The sequence below is a fragment of the Cupriavidus sp. 05T41 genome (genome assembly GCF_056396525.1).
In genome coordinates this window covers 1-25,080 of record NZ_JBFTLQ010000029.1, presented here as the reverse complement: position 1 = coordinate 25,080, position 25,080 = coordinate 1, and the positions used below count along the sequence as shown (strand labels likewise).

General features: G+C 65.7%; 23 protein-coding genes and 1 pseudogene. 9 read left to right on the top strand and 15 right to left on the bottom strand.

From position 1 onward, the window contains the following. Positions 1–6 precede the first annotated feature (6 nt). The 7 genes from AC1DKV_RS18360 to AC1DKV_RS18330 form a co-directional block, all read right to left on the bottom strand. Positions 7–762 carry a DeoR/GlpR family DNA-binding transcription regulator gene (locus AC1DKV_RS18360; protein WP_441615865.1) on the bottom strand — a complete coding sequence of 252 codons (756 nt, stop codon included), beginning with the start codon at positions 760–762 and terminating at the stop codon, positions 7–9. 108 nt (positions 763–870) lie between these two features. Then, complete coding sequence (locus tag AC1DKV_RS18355; RefSeq protein WP_441615863.1) at positions 871–2,067, bottom strand: sialidase family protein; 1,197 nt, start codon at positions 2,065–2,067, stop codon at positions 871–873. A 26-nt stretch (positions 2,068–2,093) separates the two neighbouring features. Continuing rightward, positions 2,094–3,521 (bottom strand): sodium:solute symporter family protein, encoded by a 1,428-nt coding sequence (locus AC1DKV_RS18350; RefSeq protein ID WP_441615861.1) that lies wholly within the window; start codon positions 3,519–3,521, stop codon positions 2,094–2,096. A 96-nt stretch (positions 3,522–3,617) separates the two neighbouring features. After that, entirely contained in the window at positions 3,618–5,960 is a 2,343-nt protein-coding gene (pdxA, locus tag AC1DKV_RS18345; RefSeq protein ID WP_441615859.1) for a 4-hydroxythreonine-4-phosphate dehydrogenase PdxA, read from the bottom strand. Continuing rightward, the gene (locus AC1DKV_RS18340) at positions 5,957–7,126 is read right to left on the bottom strand and encodes an iron-containing alcohol dehydrogenase (RefSeq protein ID WP_441615857.1); all 1,170 of its coding nucleotides are present in this window, start codon (positions 7,124–7,126) and stop codon (positions 5,957–5,959) included. Before AC1DKV_RS18340 ends, pdxA begins: the two co-directional genes overlap by 4 nt. 37 nt (positions 7,127–7,163) lie before the next feature. Then, positions 7,164–8,057, bottom strand: coding sequence for a 4-hydroxy-tetrahydrodipicolinate synthase (gene dapA / locus AC1DKV_RS18335; RefSeq protein WP_441615855.1), 894 nt, complete (start codon positions 8,055–8,057; stop codon positions 7,164–7,166). 313 nt (positions 8,058–8,370) lie between these two features. Beyond that, complete coding sequence (locus AC1DKV_RS18330; protein ID WP_441615853.1) at positions 8,371–8,544, bottom strand: hypothetical protein; 174 nt, start codon at positions 8,542–8,544, stop codon at positions 8,371–8,373. A gap of 264 nt (positions 8,545–8,808) precedes the next feature. Here AC1DKV_RS18330 and AC1DKV_RS18325 point away from each other — a divergent pair, with 264 nt between their 5' ends. Then, entirely contained in the window at positions 8,809–10,326 is a 1,518-nt protein-coding gene (locus AC1DKV_RS18325) for a CoA-acylating methylmalonate-semialdehyde dehydrogenase (RefSeq protein ID WP_441615851.1), read from the top strand. 99 nt (positions 10,327–10,425) lie between these two features. Here AC1DKV_RS18325 and AC1DKV_RS18320 read toward each other — a convergent pair whose 3' ends face one another. Together AC1DKV_RS18320 and AC1DKV_RS18315 are read right to left on the bottom strand one after the other, a co-directional pair. Further along, positions 10,426–10,899, bottom strand: a complete 474-nt coding sequence (locus tag AC1DKV_RS18320; protein WP_441615849.1) for a VOC family protein — start codon at positions 10,897–10,899, stop codon at positions 10,426–10,428. 237 nt (positions 10,900–11,136) lie between these two features. Then, positions 11,137–11,388, bottom strand: coding sequence for a hypothetical protein (locus AC1DKV_RS18315; RefSeq protein WP_441615848.1), 252 nt, complete (start codon positions 11,386–11,388; stop codon positions 11,137–11,139). Between the two features lie 36 nt (positions 11,389–11,424). Between AC1DKV_RS18315 and AC1DKV_RS18310 the strand changes: the two genes are divergently transcribed. Further along, positions 11,425–11,610, top strand: coding sequence for a hypothetical protein (locus AC1DKV_RS18310; protein WP_441615846.1), 186 nt, complete (start codon positions 11,425–11,427; stop codon positions 11,608–11,610). A gap of 216 nt (positions 11,611–11,826) precedes the next feature. On the opposite strand, the gene AC1DKV_RS18305 is transcribed toward AC1DKV_RS18310, so the two are convergent. Beyond that, the gene (locus AC1DKV_RS18305) at positions 11,827–12,348 is read right to left on the bottom strand and encodes a universal stress protein (protein WP_441615844.1); all 522 of its coding nucleotides are present in this window, start codon (positions 12,346–12,348) and stop codon (positions 11,827–11,829) included. A gap of 277 nt (positions 12,349–12,625) precedes the next feature. Here AC1DKV_RS18305 and AC1DKV_RS18300 point away from each other — a divergent pair, with 277 nt between their 5' ends. The 4 genes from AC1DKV_RS18300 (at position 12,626) to AC1DKV_RS18285 (ending at position 16,713) form a co-directional block, all read left to right on the top strand. Then, positions 12,626–14,593: an APC family permease gene (locus AC1DKV_RS18300; protein WP_441615842.1), complete on the top strand. Its 1,968-nt coding sequence runs from the start codon at positions 12,626–12,628 to the stop codon at positions 14,591–14,593. Positions 14,594–14,711: 118 nt separating this feature from the next. Next, complete coding sequence (locus AC1DKV_RS18295; protein ID WP_441615840.1) at positions 14,712–14,843, top strand: hypothetical protein; 132 nt, start codon at positions 14,712–14,714, stop codon at positions 14,841–14,843. Positions 14,844–14,964: 121 nt separating this feature from the next. Further along, positions 14,965–15,306, top strand: coding sequence for a hypothetical protein (locus AC1DKV_RS18290; protein ID WP_441615838.1), 342 nt, complete (start codon positions 14,965–14,967; stop codon positions 15,304–15,306). Positions 15,307–15,855: 549 nt separating this feature from the next. Further along, positions 15,856–16,713, top strand: coding sequence for a hypothetical protein (locus tag AC1DKV_RS18285; protein ID WP_441615836.1), 858 nt, complete (start codon positions 15,856–15,858; stop codon positions 16,711–16,713). A gap of 97 nt (positions 16,714–16,810) precedes the next feature. Here the strand turns inward: AC1DKV_RS18285 and AC1DKV_RS18280 are convergent, their stop codons facing one another. Beyond that, on the bottom strand, positions 16,811–17,254 hold the full coding sequence (locus tag AC1DKV_RS18280; protein ID WP_441615835.1) for a cupin domain-containing protein: 444 nt from the start codon (positions 17,252–17,254) through the stop codon (positions 16,811–16,813). 343 nt (positions 17,255–17,597) lie between these two features. Here AC1DKV_RS18280 and AC1DKV_RS18275 point away from each other — a divergent pair, with 343 nt between their 5' ends. Further along, positions 17,598–18,434 carry a hypothetical protein gene (locus tag AC1DKV_RS18275; protein WP_441615833.1) on the top strand — a complete coding sequence of 279 codons (837 nt, stop codon included), beginning with the start codon at positions 17,598–17,600 and terminating at the stop codon, positions 18,432–18,434. 100 nt (positions 18,435–18,534) lie between these two features. Here AC1DKV_RS18275 and AC1DKV_RS18270 read toward each other — a convergent pair whose 3' ends face one another. After that, positions 18,535–19,704 carry a hypothetical protein gene (locus AC1DKV_RS18270; RefSeq protein ID WP_441615831.1) on the bottom strand — a complete coding sequence of 390 codons (1,170 nt, stop codon included), beginning with the start codon at positions 19,702–19,704 and terminating at the stop codon, positions 18,535–18,537. Between the two features lie 399 nt (positions 19,705–20,103). On the opposite strand from AC1DKV_RS18270, the gene AC1DKV_RS18265 reads away from it, so the two are divergent. Next, complete coding sequence (locus AC1DKV_RS18265; RefSeq protein WP_441615829.1) at positions 20,104–20,376, top strand: hypothetical protein; 273 nt, start codon at positions 20,104–20,106, stop codon at positions 20,374–20,376. Between the two features lie 33 nt (positions 20,377–20,409). Here AC1DKV_RS18265 and dinB read toward each other — a convergent pair whose 3' ends face one another. From dinB to AC1DKV_RS18250, 3 genes are all read right to left on the bottom strand, one after another. Beyond that, positions 20,410–21,573, bottom strand: a complete 1,164-nt coding sequence (gene dinB, locus AC1DKV_RS18260) for a DNA polymerase IV (RefSeq protein WP_441615828.1) — start codon at positions 21,571–21,573, stop codon at positions 20,410–20,412. A 290-nt stretch (positions 21,574–21,863) separates the two neighbouring features. Then, the gene (locus AC1DKV_RS18255; protein WP_441615826.1) at positions 21,864–22,355 is read right to left on the bottom strand and encodes a hypothetical protein; all 492 of its coding nucleotides are present in this window, start codon (positions 22,353–22,355) and stop codon (positions 21,864–21,866) included. 375 nt (positions 22,356–22,730) lie between these two features. Further along, complete coding sequence (locus AC1DKV_RS18250) at positions 22,731–23,588, bottom strand: 23S rRNA (adenine(2030)-N(6))-methyltransferase RlmJ (protein ID WP_441615824.1); 858 nt, start codon at positions 23,586–23,588, stop codon at positions 22,731–22,733. A gap of 154 nt (positions 23,589–23,742) precedes the next feature. Here AC1DKV_RS18250 and mnmC point away from each other — a divergent pair. Then, a pseudogene (mnmC, locus tag AC1DKV_RS18245) lies at positions 23,743–25,056 on the top strand (bifunctional tRNA (5-methylaminomethyl-2-thiouridine)(34)-methyltransferase MnmC2/FAD-dependent 5-carboxymethylaminomethyl-2-thiouridine(34) oxidoreductase MnmC1); the annotation flags it as partial. Positions 25,057–25,080: the final 24 nt, after the last annotated feature.

Sequence of the window (25,080 nt, the reverse complement as noted above, 5' to 3'; positions counted from 1 at the left end):
CGACGGTCAGGCCGTCATCACCGTGACTTCGCCATGCGCCGTGAAGGCGCTCAACTGGTCCGGGGTCACGGCATCGTCGGTGATCAGCGTCCATGCGCGCTCCAGCGGCGTCCAGTGCTGCTGGCTGGCCCGCCCGACCTTGTCGGCGGTGACCAGCACGAACACCTGCGCCGACTGCCTGACCACGCATTCCTTCAGGTAGGCCTGGTCCGCCGAGGCTTCGCACAGGCCGTTGCTCGCCACCACGCCGTCCGCGCCGAGAAAGGCCTTGTCCACGCTGATCCGGCTCAGCGACAGCTGGGCCAGCGGCCCCAGGGTGCTCATGCTGGAGGGCCGCACGTCGCCGCCGACCAGCGTCACCGGCAGGCCGCTCGCGGCCAGCGCCGCGACCACCAGCAGGTTGTTGGTCACCACCTGCACGGCCTTGCCGGGGAGATGGCGCGCCAGCGCCGCGGTGGTGGTGCCGCCATCGAGGAACACGGTGTCGCCATCGGCGATCAGGGTGCAGGCCACGCGGGCAATGGCGTCCTTCTGTTCGCGGCCGCTCACGCGCCGCTCCTCCAGCGGGGCCTCGGGCTCGTGGGAGCCCACTGCCGCCGCGCCGCCATAGGTGCGCAGGATGCGGCGGTCGGACGCGAGCGCGCGCAGGTCGCGCCGCACGGTGGCCTCGGACATGCCGAAGTGCTCGCACAGCGTGGCGACATCGGTCATGCCGCTCAGCACGGCCTGGTGCATTGCCTCGCGGCGCTTGGTCACTTTCATGTCTGCTGGTCCTGGGACGGTGTCAGGGCGCATGCCAGGGTGCGGCATGCAACGAGCGCTAAATGTAGCAAAGAATGCCACGCATCTGGCGCTTGCCCGCCCGGCCCGTCAGCCGCGCACCCAGGACTCGTCCACCGTCACGTACTTGATGCGCTGGCGGAAGTACGTGAAGGCGATATGCAGCGCGCCGTCCGCACCCTGCACGATGGACGGGTAGGAGTACTCCCGGTTGCGCTGGTCGGCGGAGTTGTTGGTCATGCAGAAGCCGTCGCCGATCTCCAGGTTGCGGCGGCGGCGCCAGGTCTTGCCGCCGTCCTCGGAGATGGCCAGCGACATCGGCGCGCGCGGCGCGCCCCAGAACGCAGCGCCGCGCGCCGACGCCGGCTGGTCGCGCAGCTCGCCGCTGTCTTCGGAGTCTTCGATGTCGTCGTACAGCGACGTGCGCCGCCCGGTGCTGTGGGAGGCGTCGCTTTCGTTGTAGACCAGCGCCAGGTGCCCGTTGCGCAGCGCCACGAACTGGATCGACGAGTTGTTGTTCGGCAGCGCCGTGGGTTGCGGCGCGCTCCAGTCGCGGCCGTCGCGCGAGCGGCTGGCGTAGACCGTGTCCGCCCAGCGGCTGCGATACAGCGCCAGCAGGCTGCCGTCGGCCAGCGTCTGCACGTTCATGTGCACGCAGCCGACGCTGTCGGGCACCGTGTGCTCCTGCCAGGTCAGGCCCTGGTCGCTGGAGACCATGACCGCGCTGATGTCGTCGTTGCCGACCCAGCGCTCTCCTGGCCTGGTGCGGCACAGGAACACCGGGCACGCCCAGGCGCCGTCGGGCAACACCACGAGCGGCTGGCGCACGAAGGTCCCGGCATGGTCGAACAGGGTGTCGATCGGCCCCCAGGTGAGGCCGCCATCGCTGGAGATGCGGCGGCGCACGATGGCCGTGTTCTGGTGGCCGGACAACTGCGCCGTGTAGATCAGCCACAACTGGCCCTGTGGCGTGCTGAACAGCACGGGGTTCTGCTCGGAGCGGGTGGGGTCATCGGACAGCTTGACGGCCGGCAGCCACGCGTCGCCGCCGGCGGGCAGCCGCGACATGTAGATGGACACGTCGGGGATACCTTCCTGCGTGCCGCCGAACCACACGCACAGCAGGTCGCCGTTGGGCAGGACATGCAGGTTGGCGGCATGGTTCTGCACGCAGGGCGTGGGCAGGTAGGCTTCGCGGCGGCTGGCGTCGGTGTGCGCGGGATACACGTGCGGGTCGAAGGCGATTTGCACTGCGTCGCTGGCGGGGGCCGGTTGGGTGCTGGTCATGTCTTGTCTCTTGAAATCGGGTTGATTCAGTGCGCGGCGTGCTTGGCCGGTGCGCCGCCGGCCGGCGTGCCGCTGGCGGGCGTGCTGGACCGGAAGCACAGCTTGTCGACCACCAGCACCAGCGCCGGCGTCACCAGCGCGATGTACATGTTGTCGATGCCGAACGGATTGCCCAGCAGGTACCACGCCGTGGTGGCCACCGCCGCCGCAATCAGGCCGCTGACCGCGCCGCGGTTGCTGCCGAAGAACGGCAGGTAGATACCGATCAGCGCCACGATGGACACCGACAGGCGCAGCGCGCGGGTGAAGAACGACAGCGCCAGGATCTGCGGCACGAACAGCACGAACACCAGTGGCAGGACGCCCACAGCCAGCGAGATCCAGCGCGTGGCGCGCAATTCCTGCTCGGGAGTCGGCTGGTAGCGCGGCACGTAGAAGTCCTTGACGACCAGCGACGCGATGGCCAGCGCCACCGTGCAGACGCTCACGAAGATCGATGCCACCAGCGAGGTGGTCACCACGCCCGCCAGCAGCGGGTGCATGTGCTCGAGGAAGACCGGCAGCGCATACAGGCTCTTGATGTTCGGGTACAGGAACTTCGCCGCCACGCCGATGAAGCCGAGCGCGATCGAGATCGGCACGCAGAGCGCCGCCGCGATCAGCGAGGCCTGGCGCGCGGCAGCCGGGCTCTTGGTCGAGGAGATGGCCTGGATGATGAACTGGGTGGAGAAGATCGCGCCGGCCGAGCCGATGATCCAGGCGCCGATGGTGCCGCCGCCGAGCGCGCCCTTCCAGGTGAAATAGTGCTCGGGCATGGTCTGCACCATCGGCGCGATGCCGCCGGACAGCTTCCACGCCACCGCCACCAGGATGCCGATGCCGAGCAGCTTGACCGCGCTGTGCACGATGGTCAGGCAGGCCACGCTCTTGAGACCGCCCCAGGCGAAGTAGATCGTGCTGATGATGGCCGTGATGACCGCCGCGGTGGTCAGGTTGATGTGCATCACCGTGGAGATCGCCGCGGCGCCGCTGACGTAGTTGCCCACGTTCACGAGGAGCAGCGCATAGATCATGATGGCCGAGACCACCAGCTTGGTGGTGGGGCCGTACTTCCTGGCGATGAAGCCGGAGATGGTGAACTCCCCCGAGGCATACAGGCGCTTGGCCATGAACAGCCCGAAGAGCAGGAAGCCGATCGCGGCCGAGATCACCGACCACGAGGCAGCGATGCCCACATTGAAGGCCTCCTGCGACGTACCGACCGTCGATTTGGCGCCGATGTACTCGGACATCAGCAGGACCGCCACCACCACCGCCGGCATCGAGCGGCCGGCGACCATGAATTGTTCGGTATTGCGGCTGCGCAGCCGGATGCTGGCGATGCTGGTCACGATGATGTAGACCACCACCATGGCGATGATCGTGACGGTGTCCCAGTACGAGAACGAAGTCATCTTTGTCTCCTGATGCTTGAGCGTGATTGCCCGCGGCCAGCCCGGCGTGTATCCGCCCGGTCCGGCCCGCGCCTGTGGCGCTTTGCCTTGTGGGTGTCAGGCGGCGCGTGCCGCGGCCGGTTCGTCGCGGTGGGCGGCGAGGTCGCGCGCCTGCCGGAAGGCCTCGAGCAGGCTGCGTTCGTCGGCGATGCCCTTGCCCGCGATATCGAAGGCGGTGCCGTGGTCGACCGAGGTGCGGATCACCGGCAGGCCCACCGTGACGTTGACGCCGGCTTCCAGCCCCATCACCTTGACCGGACCGTGGCCCTGGTCGTGGTACATGGCCACCACCACGTCGAAGTCGCCGCGCCCGGCGCGGAAGAACAGCGTGTCGGCGGGCAGGGGTCCCTCCACCTGCCAGCCGCGCGCCTGCAGCAGCTCGACCGCGGGCACGATCTTTTCCTCTTCCTCGCCGTAGCCGAACAGTCCGTTCTCGCCGGCATGCGGGTTGATGCCGCAGACGCCGATGCGCGGATTGGCGATGCCCGCGCGCACCAGCGTGGCGTGCGCGCGCTCGATGGTGCGCTGGACCAGGCCAGGCTCGATGCGACGGATGGCGTCGAGCAGGCCGATGTGCGTGGTCACGTGGATCACGCGCAGGTTGGGTGCGACCAGCATCATCGAGACTTCTTCGATGCCGGTCAGGTGCGCCAGCATCTCGGTGTGGCCGGGGAAGATGTGGCCGCCGGCGTGCAGCGCTTCCTTGTTCAGCGGCGCGGTGCAGATCGCGTCCAGCTCGCCGGCCGACGCGAGCTCGACGGTGCGCGCAATGAACTGGTAGGCCGCGTCGCCCGCGATCGGGGACAGCTTGCCGTAGGGCAGGTCGGCGGGAATGAGGCCGAGGTCGATGCAGTCCACCACGCCGAAGCGGAACTCGGCCTCGGCGGGCCGGGCGATGGAGCGCACCTCCAGCTTGACGCCGGCGCGGCTGCCGGCATCGCGCAGGCGCGCGGTGTCGCCGATCACCAGCGGGCGGCATTGTTCGTAGACGTCGCGGTGCGTCAGCGCCTTCATGATGATCTCGGGACCGACACCGGCGGCATCGCCCATGGTGATGCCGATGACAGGACGATAGGACATTGCAGGGATTCCTCTAGATAGATGGCGCGGTGCGGCGCCGGCAAGTCGTTGCCAGGCGGCATGGAGGGAGCCGGGCGTGCCGAAGCCGCCGGCCTTGGTAACGACCGGCAGCATGCCGCCGGGAAGCGAGGCATGGAGCAGCGGCATGCCGGTCTCGATCTCGTCGACCAGTTGCAGCGCGCCGGCGCTGGCGGCTGCCAGCAGCGCGCGCGCCGTTTCGCCGCCGGTGGCGATCAGGCCGCCGGCGTGGGGAAGGACAGGGGCCAGCAGCGCGGCCAGGCGCTGGCAGAACAGCAGCCCGTCGGCGCTGTCGCCGCGCGTGGCCTGGCTCAGCGTGACCAGCACGTGGCGGCCGTCGCGCAGGGCGTCGGCGACGGTGCGCGTGAGCACTGGCTGCGCGGTGCCCAGCGTGGCAGTGTCCAGGTCCAGGACAAGCAGGGCGGGACCCGCCGCGGCCTTCAGGTGCTCGGCCTGGCGGTGCGACACGCTGGACATGCTGCCGACCACGGTCAGCACGGGGCCGCCCGTGCTGGCTTGCGCAATGGCCGGCAACGGCGTGGCGGTCGTTGTTGCATTGGCGTCGCACAGGCCGAGCGCGTGCAGCAGCGCGGGCGCCAGGCCGGCCGAGCCGACCCAGAACGCGTGCGCCAGCCGCGCCGAGGCGTCGGCGACACGTTCGAGGTCGGCGTCGGTCTCGCAGTCGCATACCACGGCCTGGGTGCCGCCTGCCTGCAGCGCGGCAAGCCGGGCCGCCAGCGCGGTGGCGCCGGCGCGCACGTCGGCCAGCGCCAGCAGGGCGGTATCCAGGCCGTGGCTCGATAGCATGTGGCACAGGTCGGCGCGTCCGGCGATGGACTCGTTGCGCCAGACCTCGGTTTCCTCCACGGCCACGCCGCGCAGCCACTGGCGGCCGTCGCGTGTCGTGCGGCCGGCGGCAGGGAAGGCCGGCGCGACGATGGCCAGCCCGGCAAGCGGCACCAGGGCGGCAATTTCGGCTGCCACGTTGCCGCGCAGCGTCGAATCGATCTTCTTGTACAGGCGCGTGGCGGGCCCGGCCAGCCTGCGCCAGGCGGCAACCTGCCGCGCGGCGGCATCGGCCGGGCTGGCGCGGCGGGAATCGGTGTCCACCGCCAGCAAGCCGGCATCGGCGGCATCGGCGGCATCGGCGGTATCGGCGGTGCCGGGGGCGCCGGCGTCCGCGCTCAGCATCACGGTGCTGCGCAGGCCTGCGCGCACGCCGGCCACGGCGCAGTCGGCGGCGCCGGACAGGTCGTCGGCGAGGATCAGCAGCCTGGGGCCGCGGTGGACGACGGTGTTCACGGCAGCAGGCGCTGGTAGATCGCCTTGATATCCGCCAGGCTCAACGGCTTCGGGTTGTTGCCGAGCAGCCGCTTGACCTTGGCGGCGGCCTCGGCCAGCGCGTCCAGGTGCGTTTCCGACACGCCGAACGCGCGCAGGTCCTGCGGGATCTGCAGCACGTCGGTCCATTCGGCCAGGCGGTCGATCAGCTTCTGCGCCGCGGACTCGTCATCGTCGCCGTGGCCGCAGACGTCGAGCGCGCGCGCCACGGTGGCAAGGCGGCCGACGATGGCGTCCTTGTTGAAGGCCATCACGTGGGGCAGCAGCATGGCATTGGCCACGCCGTGCGTGATATTGAACATGCCGCCGAGCGGGTAGGCCAGCGCGTGGACGGCGGCGGTGCCGGCCGCGGTCAGCGCGAGGCCGCCGTACATCGAGCCCAGCATCATGGCCTCGCGCGCCTTGACCGAGCTGCCGTTTCGGTACGCCTCGACCAGGTTGGCGCCGATCAGCCGCATCGATTCCATCGCGAACATGTCGCTGACCGGATTGGCCTTGGTCGAGATATACGATTCGAGCGAGTGGACGAACGCGTCGACGCCGGTGGCGGCGGTGATCGGCTGGGGCAGGCCGAAGGTCAGCTCGGCATCCAGGATCACCAGCTGCGGCAGCAGGTGACGGCTGACAATGCCAACCTTCAGTTCCTCGTCAGGCAGCGTGACGATGGCGTTCGGCGTCACCTCGGAGCCGGTGCCCGCCGTGGTGGGCACCAGGATCATCGGCACGCCGGGCTGCTTGATCAGGTCGATGCCCAGCCATTCGCGCAGGGGCTGGTCGTTGGTCAGCCGCACCGCGAACAGCTTGGCGGCGTCGAGCACGCTGCCGCCGCCGATCGACAGGATCGCCTGCGGGGCAAACGGCGCGATCTGCTCGCGGAACACGGTCTCCACGTTCTCGATGGTCGGCTCGGGCTCCACGCCGCGCACGATGCGCGCTTCCACGTCGCGCTCGGCCAGCGCGGCCACCACGCGGCCGATCACGCCGTTCTCTTCCATCACGGGCTGGGTGATCAGCGCGATGCGCGACACGGGACGGTCGAGCAGCGCCAGCTTCTCGGGCAGCAGGGCCAGGCTGCCGGCGCCGTGGACGATATGCTTGACGGTCTGGAAGTGGTAGGTGTTGGTCATGGGCAGCTTGCTTGGGGTGTCGATGAGGGGCGGCCGGTCACTGTTGCCCGGCGGCGCGGTAGATGGACAGCGCCTCGGCCAGCCGCTCGCGGGTCTTGGGGTCCAGCGGTTTGGCGGGCGCGCGGGCCGGGCCGGCGGGCATGCCCAGCATTTCGGCGGCGGTCTTCAGCACCACGGGCATGGTGCCGAGCGCGAAGGCGTCGCGCAGTGCGCGCAGCGATTCCTGCGCGGCGCGCGCGGCGGGCACGTTGCCGGCCTGGAACTCGTTCCAGATCGACATCACCACATGCGGCACGGCATTGGTGGTGGCGGCCACCGCGCCGTCGCCACCGGCGATCAGCGTCCACAGGATCATCGAGTCGGTGCCGGTGAACACCGCGAAGTCGTCGCGGCGCAGGTTGATCAGTTGCAGCAGGCGGTCGAAATCGCCGCCGCTGTCCTTGATGCCGCGGATATTGGGGATCTCGGCCAGGCGGCGCACGGTGTCGATGGTCAGCGTGATGCCGGCCTTCGCGGGGATCGTGTAGAGCATGACCGGCAGCGTCGTGGACTCGGCGATCTGCTTGTAGTGGGTGAACAGCTCGGCCTGGGTGGCGCCGTTGAAGTAGGGCGTGATGACCGAGACGGCATCCACGCCCAGGTCCAGCATCTTGCTGTTCAGCGCAATGACGTCGCGGGTGGCATAGGCGCCGGTACCGGCGATCACCGGTACCCGGCCGCGCGCGTGTTCCACCGTGATGCGGGCAATGCGCAGCTTCTCTTCCTCGTTCAGCGCGATGAACTCGCCGTTGGTGCCGAGCACGAACAGCGCATGGACGCCGGCGTCGATCAAGCGGTCGACCAGCGTGCGCAGGCCGTCTTCGTCTACGCCTTCGTCGGCGGTCATCGGGGTAATGAGGGCGGGGATGATGCCCTTGAACTGCACTGCCATGCTTTGCTCCTTCTTGCTGGTCGCTCGTCCCGGCGGCGCCCCCATATGGAGGCCGACGATCTGGATGACGGGGATTTTGTCTGACTGAATCAGTCAAAATAGACGGATTCATCTGATCGATTGGGTCATTATAGGGTTTGGATTGACTGATGCAGTCGATGTTTACCCTAGTTTTGATTGAATCGATCACAATAGAGTGCCGCTTGAGGCGCTCCCGGGGCGGTGCATGGGCAAGGCGACCTACCGCCTTGCTGCCGGCGTTGGCAAGAAGCCTCTTTGCAGGAATGCGGGCGCGAGGGCGGGCACGAATCCCTCAGGAGCGCAGGTGGGCGTCGCGCGCCATGCCGTTGCCGTCGGCATCCATGGCGATGAAGCCGACGACGCGGCGACCGACGACCTTCTTGCCCGCGTCATACGCTCGGATATCGCCTTGTCCTGGCCGCCATGCTTGCCTGCCGCTCTCGATGTGCACGGTGCGTTCGTACATGGATCCGGCTTCGCGTCTTTGGTCATTGCGATGTGCGGAAAATCACCGTTGAGCGCAGGCGGAGAGCCTTTCGTTAAATTGCGATTCGTTCCCGACGCGCAAGACTGTTGTGTCCGATGCGGGTGTTCGAAATTAGAGCAAAGCGCCTATATTTGCGTCTATTGGAGCCGTCGGGCCGATCGGCGTTGAAGCCGAAAAACCAATGTTCGAAGACATGAGGAGGCATGGCGCGGGCGGCACCTGCATCCCCCCATAGGAGAAGGTATGAGCGAAGCAAATCAAGGCGCTGTGCGCGAGCTGAGTCATTTCATCGACGGTGAACGCGCCGCTGGTGCGAGCGGGCGGTTCGGCAATGTATTCGATCCGGCGCTAGGCCGCGTGACGTCCCGCGTGCCGGTCGCAAGCACAGCTGAAGTCGATGCCGCCGTCGCCGCTGCGAAAGCCGCGTTCCCGGCCTGGAGCGAAACCGCGCCGCTGAAGCGCGCTCGTCTGATGTTCAAGTTCAAGGAACTGCTCGAGGCGCATCAGGACGAACTCGCCGAGCTCATTACGCGCGACCACGGCAAGCTGTTTTCGGACGCGAAGGGCGAGGTGGTGCGCGGTATCGAGATCGTCGAATTCGCGTGTGGCATTCCGAACCTGCTCAAGACCGATTTCACCGATCAGATCAGCGGCGGCATCGACAACTGGAATCTGCGTCAGCCGCTCGGTGTGGCTGCGGGCGTCACCCCGTTCAATTTCCCGATGGTGGTGCCGTGCTGGATGTTTGTGATGGCGGCCGCGTGCGGCAACACCTTCGTGCTCAAGCCCTCGGAGCGCACACCGTCGGCATCGATCCGGCTTGCCGAGCTGTTCCTCGAGGCGGGCTTTCCCAAAGGCGTCTTCAATGTCGTGCATGGCGACAAGGCCGTCGTCGATGCGCTGATCGAGCACCCCGATGTGGCCGCGATATCCGTCGTCGGCTCGACGCCGGTCGCTGAATACATCTACACCGAAAGCGCGAAGCGCGGCAAGCGCGTGCAGGCCCTGGGCAGTGCGAAGAACCATCTGGTCGTCATGCCCGATGCCAATCTCGATCAAGCGGTCGATGCGCTGATTGCCTCGTCGTATGGCTCGGCCGGCGAGCGCTGCATGGCGACCTCGGTCGCGGTGGCGGTGGGGCATATTGGCGACGAGCTGATCGAGCGTCTTGCGCCGCGCGTGCGCTCGCTCAAGATCGGCGGCGGCATGGAGCCCGACCTGGACATGGGGCCGCTCATCAGCGCCGCGCATCGCGCCAAGGTGCTGGGCTATATCGAGGCGGGCGTCGCGGCAGGTGCCAAGCTCGTGGTCGATGGTCGCGGCCATACCGTGGCCGGCCACGAAGAGGGCTTCTTTCTCGGCGGCTCGCTCTTCGATGACGTGAAGCCTGATATGAGCATCTATCGGGAAGAGATTTTCGGGCCGGTCCTGTCGGTTGTCCGCGTGCCTGATCTCGCGAGTGCGATCGCACTCGTCAACGCGCACGAACTGGGGAACTGCGTATCGCTTTTCACATCCGACGGCAGCGCGGCGCGCGCATTTTCCCGGCAGATTCAGATCGGCATGGTGGGCATCAACGTGCCGAGTCCGGTGCCGCCGGCATGGCATTCGTTCGGGGGCTGGAAGCGATCGCTGTTCGGCGATCATCACGCCTACGGCGAGGAGGCCGTCCGCTTCTACACGCACTACAAGAGCGTCATGCAGCGCTGGCCAGACAGCATCGCCAAAGGTGCGGAATTCGCGATGCCCGTGGCCAAGTAAGCCGCCCCAGGCGATTGCGCTGGTCCACGGCCCGGACGAGGCTGAGATGCGCGATTATTCGGCTGGCCACAGTGGACAGCCGAATGGGAACGGTATTGCTCAGCCGCGCACGGCCGCTTCGATGGCGGCGACGTCGATCTTTTTCATCGGCATCATCGCCTCGAACGCACGCTTGGCCGCGTCGCCACCCTTGGCGAGTGCATCGGTCAGCACGCGCGGGGTGATTTGCCAGCTAATGCCCCATTTGTCCTTGCACCAGCCGCAATGGCTTTCCTGCCCGCCATTGCCGACGATCGCGTTCCAGTACCGGTCGGTCTCTTCCTGATCGTCAGTCGCGATCTGGAAGGAAAAGGCCTCGCTGTGCTTGAACCGCGGGCCGCCATTGAGACCGATACAGGGTACGCCCACGACGGTGAATTCGACAGTCAGGGCGTCGCCCGTCTTGCCGTCGGGATAGTCGGCCGGCGCACGGTGGACAGCGCCGAGGCTGCTTTGCGGAAAGGTCTTGGCGTAGAAGCGCGCGGCCTCTTCGGCATCGTGTTCGTACCACAGGCAGATCGTGTTCTTGGCCATCTTGGCTAACTCCTTTTGCCAATCAGTGAGAAAGCGGCGCACCACTCTGGCGCGGCACGCCGACGTCGGCTGCCCATTTTGGCGAGTACGGCGAGTACGGTGCCATATCGACGGTGGTCATCGAACTTCATTTATAGGACGTAGGTTGATGGTTCGCACCGCCAACCTTGTCGGACTCGCGATGGCGAGGCAGGCGGGTGGAGCGTATGGCGTTCGCCGTGGGTGGCGGAGTTAGCGTCAGGAAACGCCATGAGGGATAGCTACCCGCATCATTGCCAATGCGTGGCGCAAGCTCTTGATTTTCGGCGTTTGCGTTTCCGCTTCATTGCGCCAGAGTCCTGCTTGGCCACTTTTCTGCGTCACCCCAATGGCATGCGTTTTCCCTTGTGCAGCAAGGCTTTCCGGGCGATTTCGGAAGCCGTTGTCTTGTATTTCTCCCGCTCGCGGACTCCTTGAGATGGCCGCTTCTCCGGTGGTGCTAAGATCCATTTGCAGTTGCCTATGACAACGTCCAAGGAGACCAGGATGGCCGAAAACGAAGAGGCGGGTTGCGATGCGGCATCGTGCGTCGCTGGCGTGGCCACTGTATTGGCTGTCGGGGTATTCCTGGCCTTGGGGTACTTCTGCCTTCGCAAGGTGCGATCAGATGAGACGCGGCCCACGACCGAGAGCACGTTTGGCGGTGACTGGGCCGAGAGGGGCAACGGCTGACGGTTGGGCGGCGGATGAGTCCGGTGGTGTCCATGCCGCCAGCGTGCCGCGTGCGCGTGGAACGGTCATGCACCTGGTGTTGTCACTGCTGAGCGCACGACACACCACTGGCCTGATACGCTCTTCGCTTTTTCCCGCCCATGTGAGCGCGATGAAATCCTGGAAAGCTGCGGTGAGCATGTATGAACGCTCTCAGCCAACAGCCAGAACGGCCACTCAGAATGCAGACGAATAGACCACAAGCCGCGGGTGAGGGTGCGTCCGCTGCGGTTGTGGCTGTGCGGGCATGCTCCCTGCGGGCTGCGCCTTGGAGGCCTTGACGGCGGTCACCGGCACGCTTGATCGCCGCATGATCTTTGCGGGCATGCCGCCTCCGAAGCAGGCCTTGAACTGCGACCAGATCGTAACGCCGAGCACAATGCCGTCACAACGGTTGGCATCTGCGGCAATGGCAATCGTGCTCGCCGTGCGGCCCAACCCGATCAAGGCCACGTATCGCACATCGGAATCATCGAGAATCTCCATCGCCCTTGAGAGTGCGGACTCTCCCAGCCTGGATTCAAGCTCCCGCAATTCGGCAAGTGAATGGAATGCGCCGGCCCGGCTGCGTTCAAGGGCGGGCTGTACGTTCAGCAGTACGACCTCCGACGCGCTTCCCTCCCGGAAAAGAAAGGCTGCATGCCGGACAGCCGCCAGAGCACACTCCGAATCATCTACCGGCACAAGTATCCTGATCATCTTGATGGCTTCCCTGGATGGTGGCTGAGGCGGCGATGCGCGCGGAGACGCGCGGCTCAGGTTCCCACGCTTCAAGACTATGCGGTGCCACATACAGCGGGCATCAAAAAGCCGCCGGCGCCGTATAAAAAAGGCATAAAAATTCTCGTGGCGATGATTCCCCCTCTCGCCTGCGCCTACATTAGTCACATGGTCGGATGTGCCGCTTCCGGGGGGGCACTATCGACGAACCTGGTGCAGGCCACCCTACACGGGGGTGGCCTGCAGGGGGATGACTATGGCGGGGCGATCAAGGTGGTTGGGATACCTGGCCGGGAAGCCACTCGATCCGCTCGCGCCGGCGACGCGCCATGCGATCGCGGTCGCCCCTGTGCTGGCTTGGGTCGGACTTGGCGCCGACGGGCTGTCGTCGTCCTGTTACGGCCCGGAGGAAGCCTTCCTGGCGCTTGGAAGCCATACGCCGCTGGCGCTGTTCCTGGCCATGGCGACTGCCAGCACGGTGTTCATCATTGCTGTCGGCTACAACCAGGTCATCGAGCTGTTTCCCACCGGCGGTGGCGGCTATCGTGTCGCCACCGCGCTGCTGGGGCCGCGCCCGGGCCTGGTATCCGGCGCGGCCTTGCTGGTGGACTACGTGTTGACCGTGGCCACTTCGCTGGCGAGCGGCGTCGACGCCTTTTTCAGTCTGCTCCCGCTGGCGGCGCAGCACTACAAGCTGGCAACCGAAGTTGCCATCGTCGTCATGATGACGACACTCAATTTCCGCGGCATGAAGGAATCCATCCTGGTGATGCTGCCAATCTTCATGGGCTTTGTAGTCCTGCATCTGGGGCTCATCACCTATGGCATCGTTGCGCATGCCGACAATCTCGCCAGCGTGGTTCCGGCCGCAACGGGCGAGGCATCGACGATGTCGCACGCGATGGGACCGGTCGTCGTCATGGCGCTGCTGATGCGTGCGTTCTCCCTTGGCGGCGGTACGTACACGGGATTGGAGGCCGTCTCCAACAACGTCAACATGCTCGCCGAGCCGCGCGTGCTGAATGGCAAGTGGACCATGTTCTATATGGCAACTTCCCTGGCCTTTACGGCAGGCGGGATCATTCTCCTCTACATGCTTTGGCACGCCGCGCCCGTGGAAGGCCAGACCTTGAATGCGGTGGTTTTCAACCACATCATCGACAGCCTCCGGCTAGGCTCGCCACTTGCCAGTGGTGCCCTGCTGGTGGCAGTGCTGGCGTTCGAGGCAGGCCTGCTCCTGGTCGGCGCGCAGACGGGCTTTCTTGATGGACCGGCTGTGTTGTCGAACATGGCGGCGGATCACTGGGTGCCACGACATTTCAGGGACCTCTCCGCCCGCCTGGTACGACAGAACGGGATTATCGTGATGGGTGTGGCGAGCGCACTGATCCTGCTTTGGACGCAAGGCAAGGTGGCGCTGCTGGTGGTGCTCTATAGCATCAACGTATTCCTGACGTTCAGCCTTTCCTTGCTCGGCCTTTGCATCTACTGGTGGCGGCACCGGGTCGAAGCGCGCTGGATCGTCCGCTTTGGGTTGTCGTTCCTGGGCCTGTCCGTGACGTCAACGATACTCGTGATCACCGTGGTCGAGAAGTTCACCTCAGGTGGCTGGCTCACCATCCTGGTTACCGGTATTGTCATCACGCTCTGCGCGCTGGTGAAGCGCCATTACTCGGCTACCCGGACCGAGCTGGCACGCGTCGACGAGACGTTCGCGGGCGCCCCTCCGCATGTCGATCCCGCGCGTATCCGTCCGGTCGACCCGGCCCAGCCGACAGCCGTCGTTCTGGTCGGGAAACATCGCGGCGTCAGCATGCACGCACTGCTCTGGGTGGAACGACTGTTTCCCGGGCACTTCAAGAACTTCATTTTCGTCGCCGTGGGCGAAGTCGATGCCCAGAGCTACGAGGGGCAGGAAACGCTGCGCCACCTTCAGACGACCGTCGGGGAGGCATTGCGCTACTACGTGGCTACGTGCCAGCGGCACGGGGCCGCGGCCGACTCCCGGGCCGCATTCGGCACCAATCCCGTCGCCGAGTTCATGCGGCTGGTCGACAGTGTGATGACCGAGTATCCCAATAGCGTCTGTTTTGCCAGCAAGCTGATTTTCCGTCACGTCAACTTCCTGACAGCGTGGCTCCACAACCAGACCCCGGCCGAAATACAAGAGCGCTTGCACCTGCAGGGCAAGCAGATGGTGTTGCTGCCAATGAACGTGCAGTGACGTAGCCGATTTCTGACCTGAGAGACTCGGCATATCCCTTGCTTCATAACGGCGTACCGAGACCTACAATCCAGACAGGGGATCGGTTCTTCGCTGCATTCGCAAAGGGGGCGCCATCATGAAGCCGTTGATCCACGATTTCCACTCCGTCCATTCGCGCCACGGCAAGGGCTACTACCTGCGTCTGGCGGCTTGCTTGCTGCTCCCCGCCGCGGCCTATCTTTGTGTCCAGTTGCTGGGCAGGCACTGAACCCAGGCGTGGCGGTTGTCGGTAGAAGACCGGATGCACGGAAGGTGTGCGATCTGTCACATTTGCTGTGAGGCCAGCGGTTCTGGCCATGGTTGTAGCTGCACTGGAAGGGAGGCTACCCATGCTGCAGATTTTGGTGCTGATTCTGGTCGTCTCTGCCCTCCGGGCGTTCTACTTGCACCACCAGGTGGCAGGCCTGGCGCTGGTGCGGCGCGAGTCCTCGGGATGGCTCACCTATGAGGTGCGCAGGCGCGTTTCGCTGGTGCCCTTGCCCACGCATGTCGCTCAATACCCGGTTCCCAGGGAAGAGCGCATGCGTGTAGTCCGGCTCACCGGCTTCGTGGTCTGGCACAAGGAACTCAGCATCGCTCTGCCAGCCGATGCCTGCTCGCACCTGGGCGATATTTCGGCGCTGGAGTTCGACGGCCGCTTTCCTGCCTGGCTGCGGCTCGATGCCGCATAGCCGGGCGACGCGTACGGCGATAAAAAACCCGCCGGATGGGCGGGTGGCGCCGTCTAGCGCTTGTGGTGAATCAATCGATTCCACCAGTAGTGGAGAGGGTGCGCGTGCTCGGGATAGAGAGGGGATTTGTGGAAGAATTCGGCCCTCACCGCGAGTACATACAAGAGCACAATTGCAACGGTGAATACGATAGCTACTGTCATGGCGCCTCCTTTTGGGATGACCACACACTCAGTGTAGGACTCGGAGGACGAACAGCAAAAAGCCCGCCGGTGCTCCGATTCGAGCGGCGTCCAGCCCCGGGCGCGGTGGGTCTTCATTTGCCCATGCAGCCGCCCGCGATAATCCCGGTTCGAACACGCGTCAGCCATCCATGAAGGCCCGGTCAGCGGCGGATCAAGCCGGTACTCTGTCCGAAACCGTGCGGGAATAAGTGGGGTATCGCACGCCTCGCGCCTGCAAGGTCATCGCAAAATACAAATCGCATCCGCGCCGGGACCACAGCGCCGGATTCTCTACCTCCTTGGGGAAGACTCGATGAAAAGGCTCGTGAGCGATCTGGCCGCCGTCATTGCATTGGGTCTTTTTTCCGCCGCCGGGGTGCAGGCGTCGGAAATCGCCTGCAAGACCATGCTGCGCTCGGACTTCATCCGCTGCGAGGAGGATCCGCTGGCAGCCGGCCAACGGTGCGTGAGCCAGGAAGATCTGCGCCCGCGAGGCGAGAGTCTGATCTGTGACTACGCGATTCTCAATATCGAGTATGAGCGCATCTACGCAGACCAGGATCGGATGCTGCTGGCGGGCGCCATCCAGCATGAAGGTGTTCTTGCGTGGCGCAGGAACCGGGATGCTTGTACGTCGGTGGAGTGCCTTGACGATGCCTTCGCCAATTGGCAGCAGGACGTGGCCAGGACGCAGCCGGAGCAAGCCGTCGCCCAGCCGGGCAAACCGCTGGCCGCATCGTTGCGTCGCACGCCGGCAGTCAAGTCCGCTCGCAGCAGGCCGAGACTTGGCAATGTGAGTTGGGTCGTGACGCCGACGCAGGATCGAACTGCGCCGCCACAGGTGATTGCCACGACGGTCTCGCAGCCGGCAGTGCTTGCGCCCATCGCTGTCGCTCCGCCAGTGGCGCAGCCTCATCGAGTCAGCGTCGCTCCCAGGCAAGAGCGGACTGCCGGCGGCTGGGGATCGCTTGGCGTGCTGGCATGGTTGGGGATCTTTTGCGGCGGCCTGGCTTACCTGTGGGACCGCAGGTTGCGCCATCGGTTTCCGGGGGCGCCAGGCATCTACGGGCGCGGACGCAGAAGCATCTACCGGCCGAGACGCAGGATACCGGTGCCGCTCCTTATCCTGAGTGGCTTGCTGGTTGCGAACGGACTCGTTCTGATCTTTATCCTCGCCAGGTGACCGGTGCGCCAGTGCTGCGCTTACCTGGGTTGACCCGGCCTGGCCCTGAACGGAAACGCCGCCATGCCAAGAAAGCAGGGTGGCGCCCCCGGGAGCATCAACCGGCGACAGTCACTCCGCATTTCCCGGCAATCGCGATCAGCGCGGGAATGTCCGGGGCTCCCGCGGGGATATCCTTGTCGATCGCCGCAAAGAGTTGAGCGGCATTGCCGGTATGGCTGGTCATCGAGATCATCTCGGCGCCGCCCGGACCAAAGCGGAAACTGTGTATCGTGCCCGCCGGCACGTGAACGAATGTGCCGGGCGTGGCGGTGATGGTGTTGTCACCATAGCGAATCTCGATCTTGCCCTTCAGGATATAGAACGATTCGTCCCAGGCATGGCTGTGCGGCGGTGGTCCGGCGCCCTCGTCGCCCTGCTGCAGGAAGACTTCATAACCTTGCGTCGCGGTATTCGAGGCGAGCACCGTTATTTTTTCTCCCACCACATCGAGCGGGCGCGCGTACGTGTCCGGGGTCACCGCAAATGGTCGTGGCGTCATGGATTCTGGCTCCCTGGAATCGGCTTCAGTCGTGAACTCAGCGTAGTGGGTGGAATCAGGAGAGTCTAGCGGCAGAGGTCGGCAGAGGTCGGCAGAGGTCGGCAGAGGTGGCCATCGCCGGCGGCGGCCTGCCGCGGAACTCCGCAGTCATCGGGGATCCTCGTCAGCATGGTCGCGATCACGCTCGTGGCCGTTCAGGACTGCATTTTGTCCGAGCGCGCACCGGGATATGTGTGGTATCGCACTCCGCATTCGCGAGGCGCGGTAGCAGAATACAGGGCTGATCCGCATAGGATCCCGGCGCCGAATTCTCTAATTCCATGAGAAGACGATGAAAAGGCTCATGAGCCATCTGGCCGCCCTCATTGCCTTGGGGCTTTTCTTCGCCTTCAGTGCGCAGGCGTCGGATATCGCCTGCAAGACGTCGCTGCGCGCGGCTTCCGTCCATTGCGAGGATGCGATGGCGGGCGGCCAGAACTGCCTGAAGCGGGCGAACAAGCGTCCGCATGCCGAGAACCTGATCTGCGACTACGCGTTGCTCAATATCGGGTATGAGCGCATTTACGCCAGCCAGCTTCGGATGTTGCGTGCGGGTCTTATCCGCAAGGCAGACATCACTGCCTGGCGCAAGACCCGGGATGCATGTGGTTCGGTGAAATGCCTTGACGAGCTTTTCGCCGGCTGGCAACAGCATGCTGCCCAGAAGAAGGCAGCACGAGATACCGTCCAGCCGAAAAAGCCGCTTGCCGCGTCTGCGGGTGACACGCCGGAGGATAAGGCGGCGCGAGGCAGGCCGAGACGCGGTGAGGCGAAGTGGTCGATGACATCGACGCGGGAACCGAGCGCGCCTCCACAACGGATCTACACGCAGACCAGTGCGCAACCGCCCGTGCTGGCCCCCATGTCCGGTGCACCTTCAGAGGCTGAGCCAAGGTGGATCAAGGCGCCTCTCGCGCAAGAGCGGACTGCCTACCGCGTGGGATCGCTTGGCGGGTTGGCATGGCTAGGGATCCTCGGCGTGGGTTCGGCCTGCTTGTTCACGCGCAGGCTGGGCCAGCGGTTCCCGGGCGTGCCGGACATTTACCGACGGATCCGCAGCATGCCTGTGACCACGCTCATCCTGAGCGGCCTGCTGGTGGTGAACGCATTGTTCATGGTCCTCATGCTATTCGAGGAATAGGCCTGCGAGCTGGGGAGGCTTGCTCGCGACGGGCCGTCTCTGGCCTCTTCCTGCCTGACGAACTGGCGGTCGGTCAATCAATGAATCCAACCCCGCGCCATCATCGGTTCATACCGTCGGCATTCGTTCGCCTGACGAAATCAAGACCGACAAGCGCCATCCCCGTCATGACGCATCCGCTCAGCAGGGAAAATGCCGCTATCGCCAGCGTCCCGTGCCCGGCGCGACGCTCGGGCACGGTTGGCCCCGAGGCGAAGTGCGTATTGACGAGGTGCTTCGTTCGGAGTTCCTCTGCGATCAGGCCGATGTCGTTGAAGACTTCCCGGATGTCGTCGTCTTTCAGATCGGCGCCGTCGAACATGTTTTTCTGCAGCGCAAGGTAGACGGCGAGCATGGCCTTGCCCGAGTTGGCAGGGTCCCTCGATGCCTCCGCGCGAGCGAAGAATGCTTCGCGCAGCGTATTCTGGGCGGCTTCCCGCTCAAGCGAATCGATCGCCGTGCGAAGATCGACGATAAGGGATTCGGTTCCGACAAGCTGCGCCACCGGCGACAGATATTTCGAGCTTCCGGCATCGGATGACAGCAGTTGCCTGGATTCGAGCTTCGATGCGCCGGGGTACCTGCCGGCTATGATCTTCAGGGACTTCATCCGCGCGGTTTCCTGGCGGAGTTCGAGCCGTTTCGAAATGAGCTGGTTGTCGATTCTCTGCTTCTTGGCCTTGAACTCGGCGGCCTTCGTGTGCACGATCTCCGTCAGTTCCTGGCGCAGCATGGTGTCCTTGAGGAAGTCTCCCAGGATTCTTACCCTTGCTGTCGCTTGCGCAGGCGATGGCGCGGCAAAGGAGATGGCGAAGCCAAGGATATCCATGTCGATGGGCGTCTTGCTGTTGTTGAGATATCCCAGTTCCGCTTTTGAATAAGGCAGCACGGGTGTCACGTGCTTGCGGAGAAAACTCTCCTGCAAGGCATTTGCCAGATATTGCCCGTTGGCGTCACCTCCCAGTTGTTCGTGGCCGAGAAAGCGGCGTAGCGCGCCTTTGTCCGCGAATGCGGAGCGCTGGGTGTTGTACTCCGTCAGTTTTCGACTTGCCCTGAGGAAGCCTTCGCTCCTGTAATTTTCGCTGGCGGCGAACAGGATGGAGAACGAGATGCCTGAGACGACGGGCACAAAGATAAGCAGCCACATCCAGTGTTTGCGCAGCCAGTGCCCCGTGGCGATGAAGGAAAAGGGTGTCGCTGATGAAGTTTCCGACGATTTTATTTCCAGCATGGAGTCTCTGCGAAACAGCCGATTGGTATGTGCCAGCCATGGAGGCCGGCAAGTCAGAATCCATCGCGGCAGTGATTCGATGGTGCGGAAACATCCCAAGATGAAATGGAAACTTCTCCATTTTCCGAGTACTTGCCGAGTACTTGCCGAGTACTTGCCGGTCGGACAGTCGGAGGAAATCGCTCATCGGCGACCCGGGCCGGCAGGCCGTCCCGGCTGTCCAGCCAATCCGCCCGGGATCCCCGCATCGCCTGGCGGCAGGAACGGCAGTTGTCCGGCACACCAGCGCGCCTGAAGCGCGGCCATGTGGCCCGGGGCGCGGGCACCCCGGGCAGGCATCGGCGCGAACTCGCACGCAATGGGCGCATACTTGGCATCGCGCGAGTCGTGGGGGATGTCATGGGAAAGCTCTTCGAAGCATTGCCGGCGGACGAGCGCGCAGACTTCGAGGCCGCTTGCAGGAAGCATGGCCGGACCCGCGAAGAATTCACGGTCGTCCTTGATGAGGAGGCCCCTCCCCGGGATGCGGTGGGTCCCATTCCCCGCAAGGTGGCGGTCCAGGCCAACCTGACCGGCGCTCGCCAGTCCTATCCCGCGGCAAGCGGCACGTCCTGGACTGCCGAGTTCGAGCGGGACCTCGCCCGGGGCTTTTTCTGGGAAACCTACGACTAGGTACGGGTACGCACCGCCGCCATCGTCCCCAGCCTATTCGCCATCCCCGAACGGCAACTCGCCCTGCACCGGGAGCACGGCAAGATCTTCCCCGCCGGCCATCGTCAAGGTGCTGACGCGCACGCCCAGCAGCCGGATCCTCCGGTCCAGCGCGACACGCTTCACGCATTCCGTCGCCGCCCGCCGCAGCAATACGGCGTCGGCCGTCGGCGCGGGCATGCTCAGGTCGCGGGTCACGGTCTGGAAGTCGTCGTAGCGCAGCTTTACCCCGATCGTGCGGCCGACGTACCCCTTGCGGCGGAGGTCCTCGGCCAGGCGCTGGCACAGGGCGGTAAAGATTTCGGAGAGGGCCTGGCGGTCCTGGCGGGGGTGGAGGTCGCGTTCGAAGGTGGTTTCGCGGCTCATGGACTTCGGTTCGGAGCTGACCACGACGGGACGGTCGTCCTGGCCCTGGGCGATTTCCGCCAGCCAGGCTGAGTAGCTGCGGCCGAAGTGGCTTTGCAGCAGCCCAAGGTCGGCGCTGGCGAGGTCGCCGACGGTGGCGATGCCGAGCGCGGCGAGCTTTTCGGTCGCCTTGGGGCCAATGCCGTTGACCTTGCGCACGGGCAGCGGCCAGATGCGACGGGGGATGTCGTCGGCGCCGAGCAGGGTGAGGCCGTCAGGCTTGTCCAGTTCGGAGCCGATCTTGGCCAGGAGCTTGTTGGGGGCGATGCAGATCGAGCAGCTTAACTGGGTGGCTTCACGTACGGCTTGCTTGATGCGCGCGCCGAGATCGGCCGGTTCACCGGCGACTTCGCTGAGATCAATGTAGATTTCGTCGATGCCGCGGTCTTCGATCTGGTCGGTGAAGGTGTGGACGGCGGCCTTGAAGAGGCGGGAGTAGTGCCGGTAGGAGTCGAAGTCGGTGGGCAGCAGGATGGCGTCGGGCGCGAGTTGGGCGGCTTTCATCATGCCCATGGCCGAGAAGACGCCGAGCGCGCGTGCTTCATAGGTGGAGGTGGTGACGACGCCGCGGCCGGCGTAGTCGCGCAGGCGGGCGAAGCGCCGGCTGCCGTCCGGCAGGATTTCGGGCACGGCGTTGCGTCCGCCGCCGATCACCACGGGCATGCCGCGCAGCTCCGGGTACCGCAGGAGTTCGACGGAAGCGTAGAACGCGTCCATGTCCAGGTGGGCGATGCGGCGAGTTGCGGAAGGCATTGTCGGCTGGCAGGGATTGGCGACGCCTCCATCCGGCCATGCCGGGGCGGGGTGTCGCGATAACTGTATGCATATACAGTATATCGAACTCTGCGCCGGGCATCGATGCCGCCGGCGAACGCGCTTTCATTTTGCCTGCAAGCGCAATGCGACGATTCTCAAGACGGTGCGCGCCACCCGCGCGGACATCGGCCGGGCCGGCGGTCGGTTGTCACAAGCGGCCAGCGGCAGCCGGCGCGCGGCTCGCCACCGCCCGCTGACAGCGGTCCGAGGCTGCGCCGGAGCGGCGCTTACCGCAGCAGGAATCCGATATCGTCGACGCTGATCTGCGCTGCCGGCACGCCCCGGCGTTGCTGGAACAGCATGTGCTGCAGCACCTGGCGGCGCTGCGCGGCGAAGACCGCCAGGTCGATGGGCGACCCGGCGCGCGCGTAGTGTTCGATCAGGAGCTTGTAGGCGCGGTGTCGCATGCGCAGGGCCTCGCCGTCGGCGCGGAGCTTGCTGGTGTCTTCCGGCGCGGGGCGCTCGACATTGCGCAGCGCTTCGAGCGCATGGGCGTGCAGGTCGCGATAGCGATCGAGTTCGGCCTGGGTGGTGCGCAGGCGTTCGCGCAGGTCCCGTACCTTGCGCTGCAATTTCAGTGTCATGCCGACACCGTGCTCGATCAGCGCGACGGTTTCCAGTGCATGGCTGGCGGCGGCGATGGTGTTCTTCCAGATACCCCGGTCGGACGTGTCGGCGTCCGTTGCCCAGCCATCGCGGGCTCCGCTCAATGTCTTCATATGACCCCTTTGACCCTTGTATCGATTTCCGGCGGCCGGTCCTGTGGTTTCCGGTCCTGTCCGTGCGCATGGTGGCCGCGCTGACCTGGCGGCCTGCCATGCCGATGCAACCTCGTGCGCTTGGGTGCATCTGAGCCGGCAGCCTTGCGTCGAGGTTTTGGGGAAAGATCGTACGGTTTTACCCCGTCCGGGCCAAGTAGAAGATGCTTAGATCTGGTCTTCCCGGCGCCTATGTCGCGTAATGTCTACGGGCCTTGGCGCGGCTGCCCTTGTCATGGTGCTGACACCGGCACAGTGCGGGCGGGGAGGGGGTCAGGCTCCGCCGCCATGCCGTTGGGGTCACACGGGCGCAGGAGGCAATGGCGGGACGGTGGCTCAGCTTTCCTGGGCTTCGAGCGTGAAGCGGGCGCCGGCGTCCTGGCCCAGCAGCGTGACCAGGGTGGGCATGGCTGCTTCCAGGTTTTCCTTGAGGCGCCACGGCGGGTTGACGATAAACATGCCGCTGCCGTGCAGGCCCAGGCCGCCCGCGACCGGCTGCTTCACGGTGAGGGAGACATGCAGCCAGCTCTTGAGCGGCAGTTTTTTCAGCTGCACCGGCAACTGCACCGATTCGCGGCGTTGCACTTCGGGGTACCAGACCGCATAGATGCCGGTGGCAAAGCGCTGCAGGCCATCCTGTACGGTCCGCACCACGCGGGCGTAGTCCTGCTTGTCTTCGTAGGAGGGGTCGATCAGCACCACGGCGCGGCGCGGCGCAGGGGGCAGGATGGCATTGATGCCGGTGAAGCCGTCGCCGTCGTACAGCATGACGCGGCGGCCGGCGCCCCGGAAGTTGTCGCGCAGCACCTGGATCTCCGTGCTGTGCATCTCGAACAGGCGCAGGCGGTCGGCCTCGCGCAGCATCTGCCAGGCAAGCCAGGGCGAGCCGGGGTAGTGCCGCAGGTTGCCGTCGGGATTGAGGGTGCGCACCTGTTCCAGGTAGTCCTCGAGTAGCGTGGGCATGGGCCGCTTGGCGGCGGCGGCCTGCCACAGGCGGGCGATGCCCGTTTCAAACTCGCCCTTTTTCTGCGCGTAGGCATGGTCCAGCGCATACAGGCCGGCGCCGGCATGCGTGTCGATGTACCAGAACGGCTTGTCCTTCTGGGTCATCTGCTCCAGCAACTGGACCACGATGGCATGTTTGAGGACATCGGCGTGGTTGCCGGCGTGGAAGGCGTGACGGTAGCTGAACATGAGAAGGGGGGAAGGCGGGAATGTGGCGTGCGGCTGCCGGCCGGCGGCGCAGGGCGCTATGCTACCATCGCCCGCGTCCGGTGCCGCCTGCCTGCCCTGGCGGTACTCCCGGGATCCTCGCTTCTCCTTCCCATTGCCGACGTCCCTTCGTTTCATGTCCCGCGCCTTAGATCCCGCCGAGCCCGTCTTTTCCGATACCGGCCCGCCTTATTCGGCGCGCTATGGCGATGTCTATCACAGCGACGAGGGCGGGCTCGCACAGGCCCGCCACGTATTCCTCGCCGGAAACCATCTGCCGCAGGCCTGGGATGGCCGCGATCAGTTCGTGATCCTGGAGACGGGCTTCGGCCTGGGCCTGAATTTCCTGGCCACGTGGCAGGCCTGGCGTGCCGATCCACAGCGCTGCGGGCGGCTGCATTTCGTTTCGATCGAGAAGCATCCGTTTACGCGCGAAGGCCTGGCTGCCGTGCACGAGAAGATGCCCGGCGCCGACGAACTGGGTCCGCTGGCTGCGCAGTTGCGCCAGGCCTGGCCGCTCGCGCTTCCGGGCCTGCACCGGATGGAGTTCGAGCAGGGCGCGGTGGTGCTGACCCTTGCCTTCGGCGATGTCGACAGCATGCTGCCGCGGCTGGTGGCGGGCGTCGATGCGTTCTACCTGGACGGCTTCGCGCCCGACCGCAATCCGGAGATGTGGCAGCCGCAGCTGATGAAGCGGCTGGCGCGCCTTGCACGGCCGGAGGCCACGCTGGCGACCTACGCCGCGGCCGGCTTTTTCCGGCGCGGACTGCAGGCGGCCGGCTTCGTGGCCAAGCGTGCCACGGGCTACGGCAGCAAATGGCATATGACGGTGGCGCGCTTCCCCGCCGAACGCGGCCAGCGCCGGCATCCGCCGCCCGCGCCGGCTGCCTGGCCCGAACGCCATGCGATCGTGATCGGTGCCGGGCTGGCTGGCTGCGCGGTGACCGAGCGCCTGGCCGCGCGCGGCTGGCAGGTGACCCTGTTCGACACGCATGACGGCCCGGCGCGGCAGACCTCGGCTCACCGCGCGGCAGCCATGCATCCGCATCTTTCCTCGGACGACAGCATCCTGTCGCGGCTGTCGCGGGCCGGCAATCTGGAGTCGCTGCGCAACTGGGCGGCGCTGGCCGCGGCAGGGCACGCACCGCGCTGGCACGGCTGCGGTGTGCTGCAGACCGGCGCGGACGCGGAGGATGCGCGTATCCAGCAGGCGGCCCTCGCCGCGCTCGGGTTTCCCGAGGCGTTCGCGCGCTGGATGCCCGCCGGGGAGGCCGCGCGCCGGCATGGCGCGGGGGTGCCCCTGGGCGGGCTATGGTTCGAGCAGGGCGGCTGGGCGGCGCCGCCCGATATCTGCGGCGCGCAGCTGGCGCGAGCCGGCGCGGCGGTGGCGCCGCGCTTCGGCTGCCTCGTGGCGCGGCTGGCGCGCGAGGGCGATGGCTGGCAGGCCCTCGACTAGGCCGGCGCGGTATTGGCG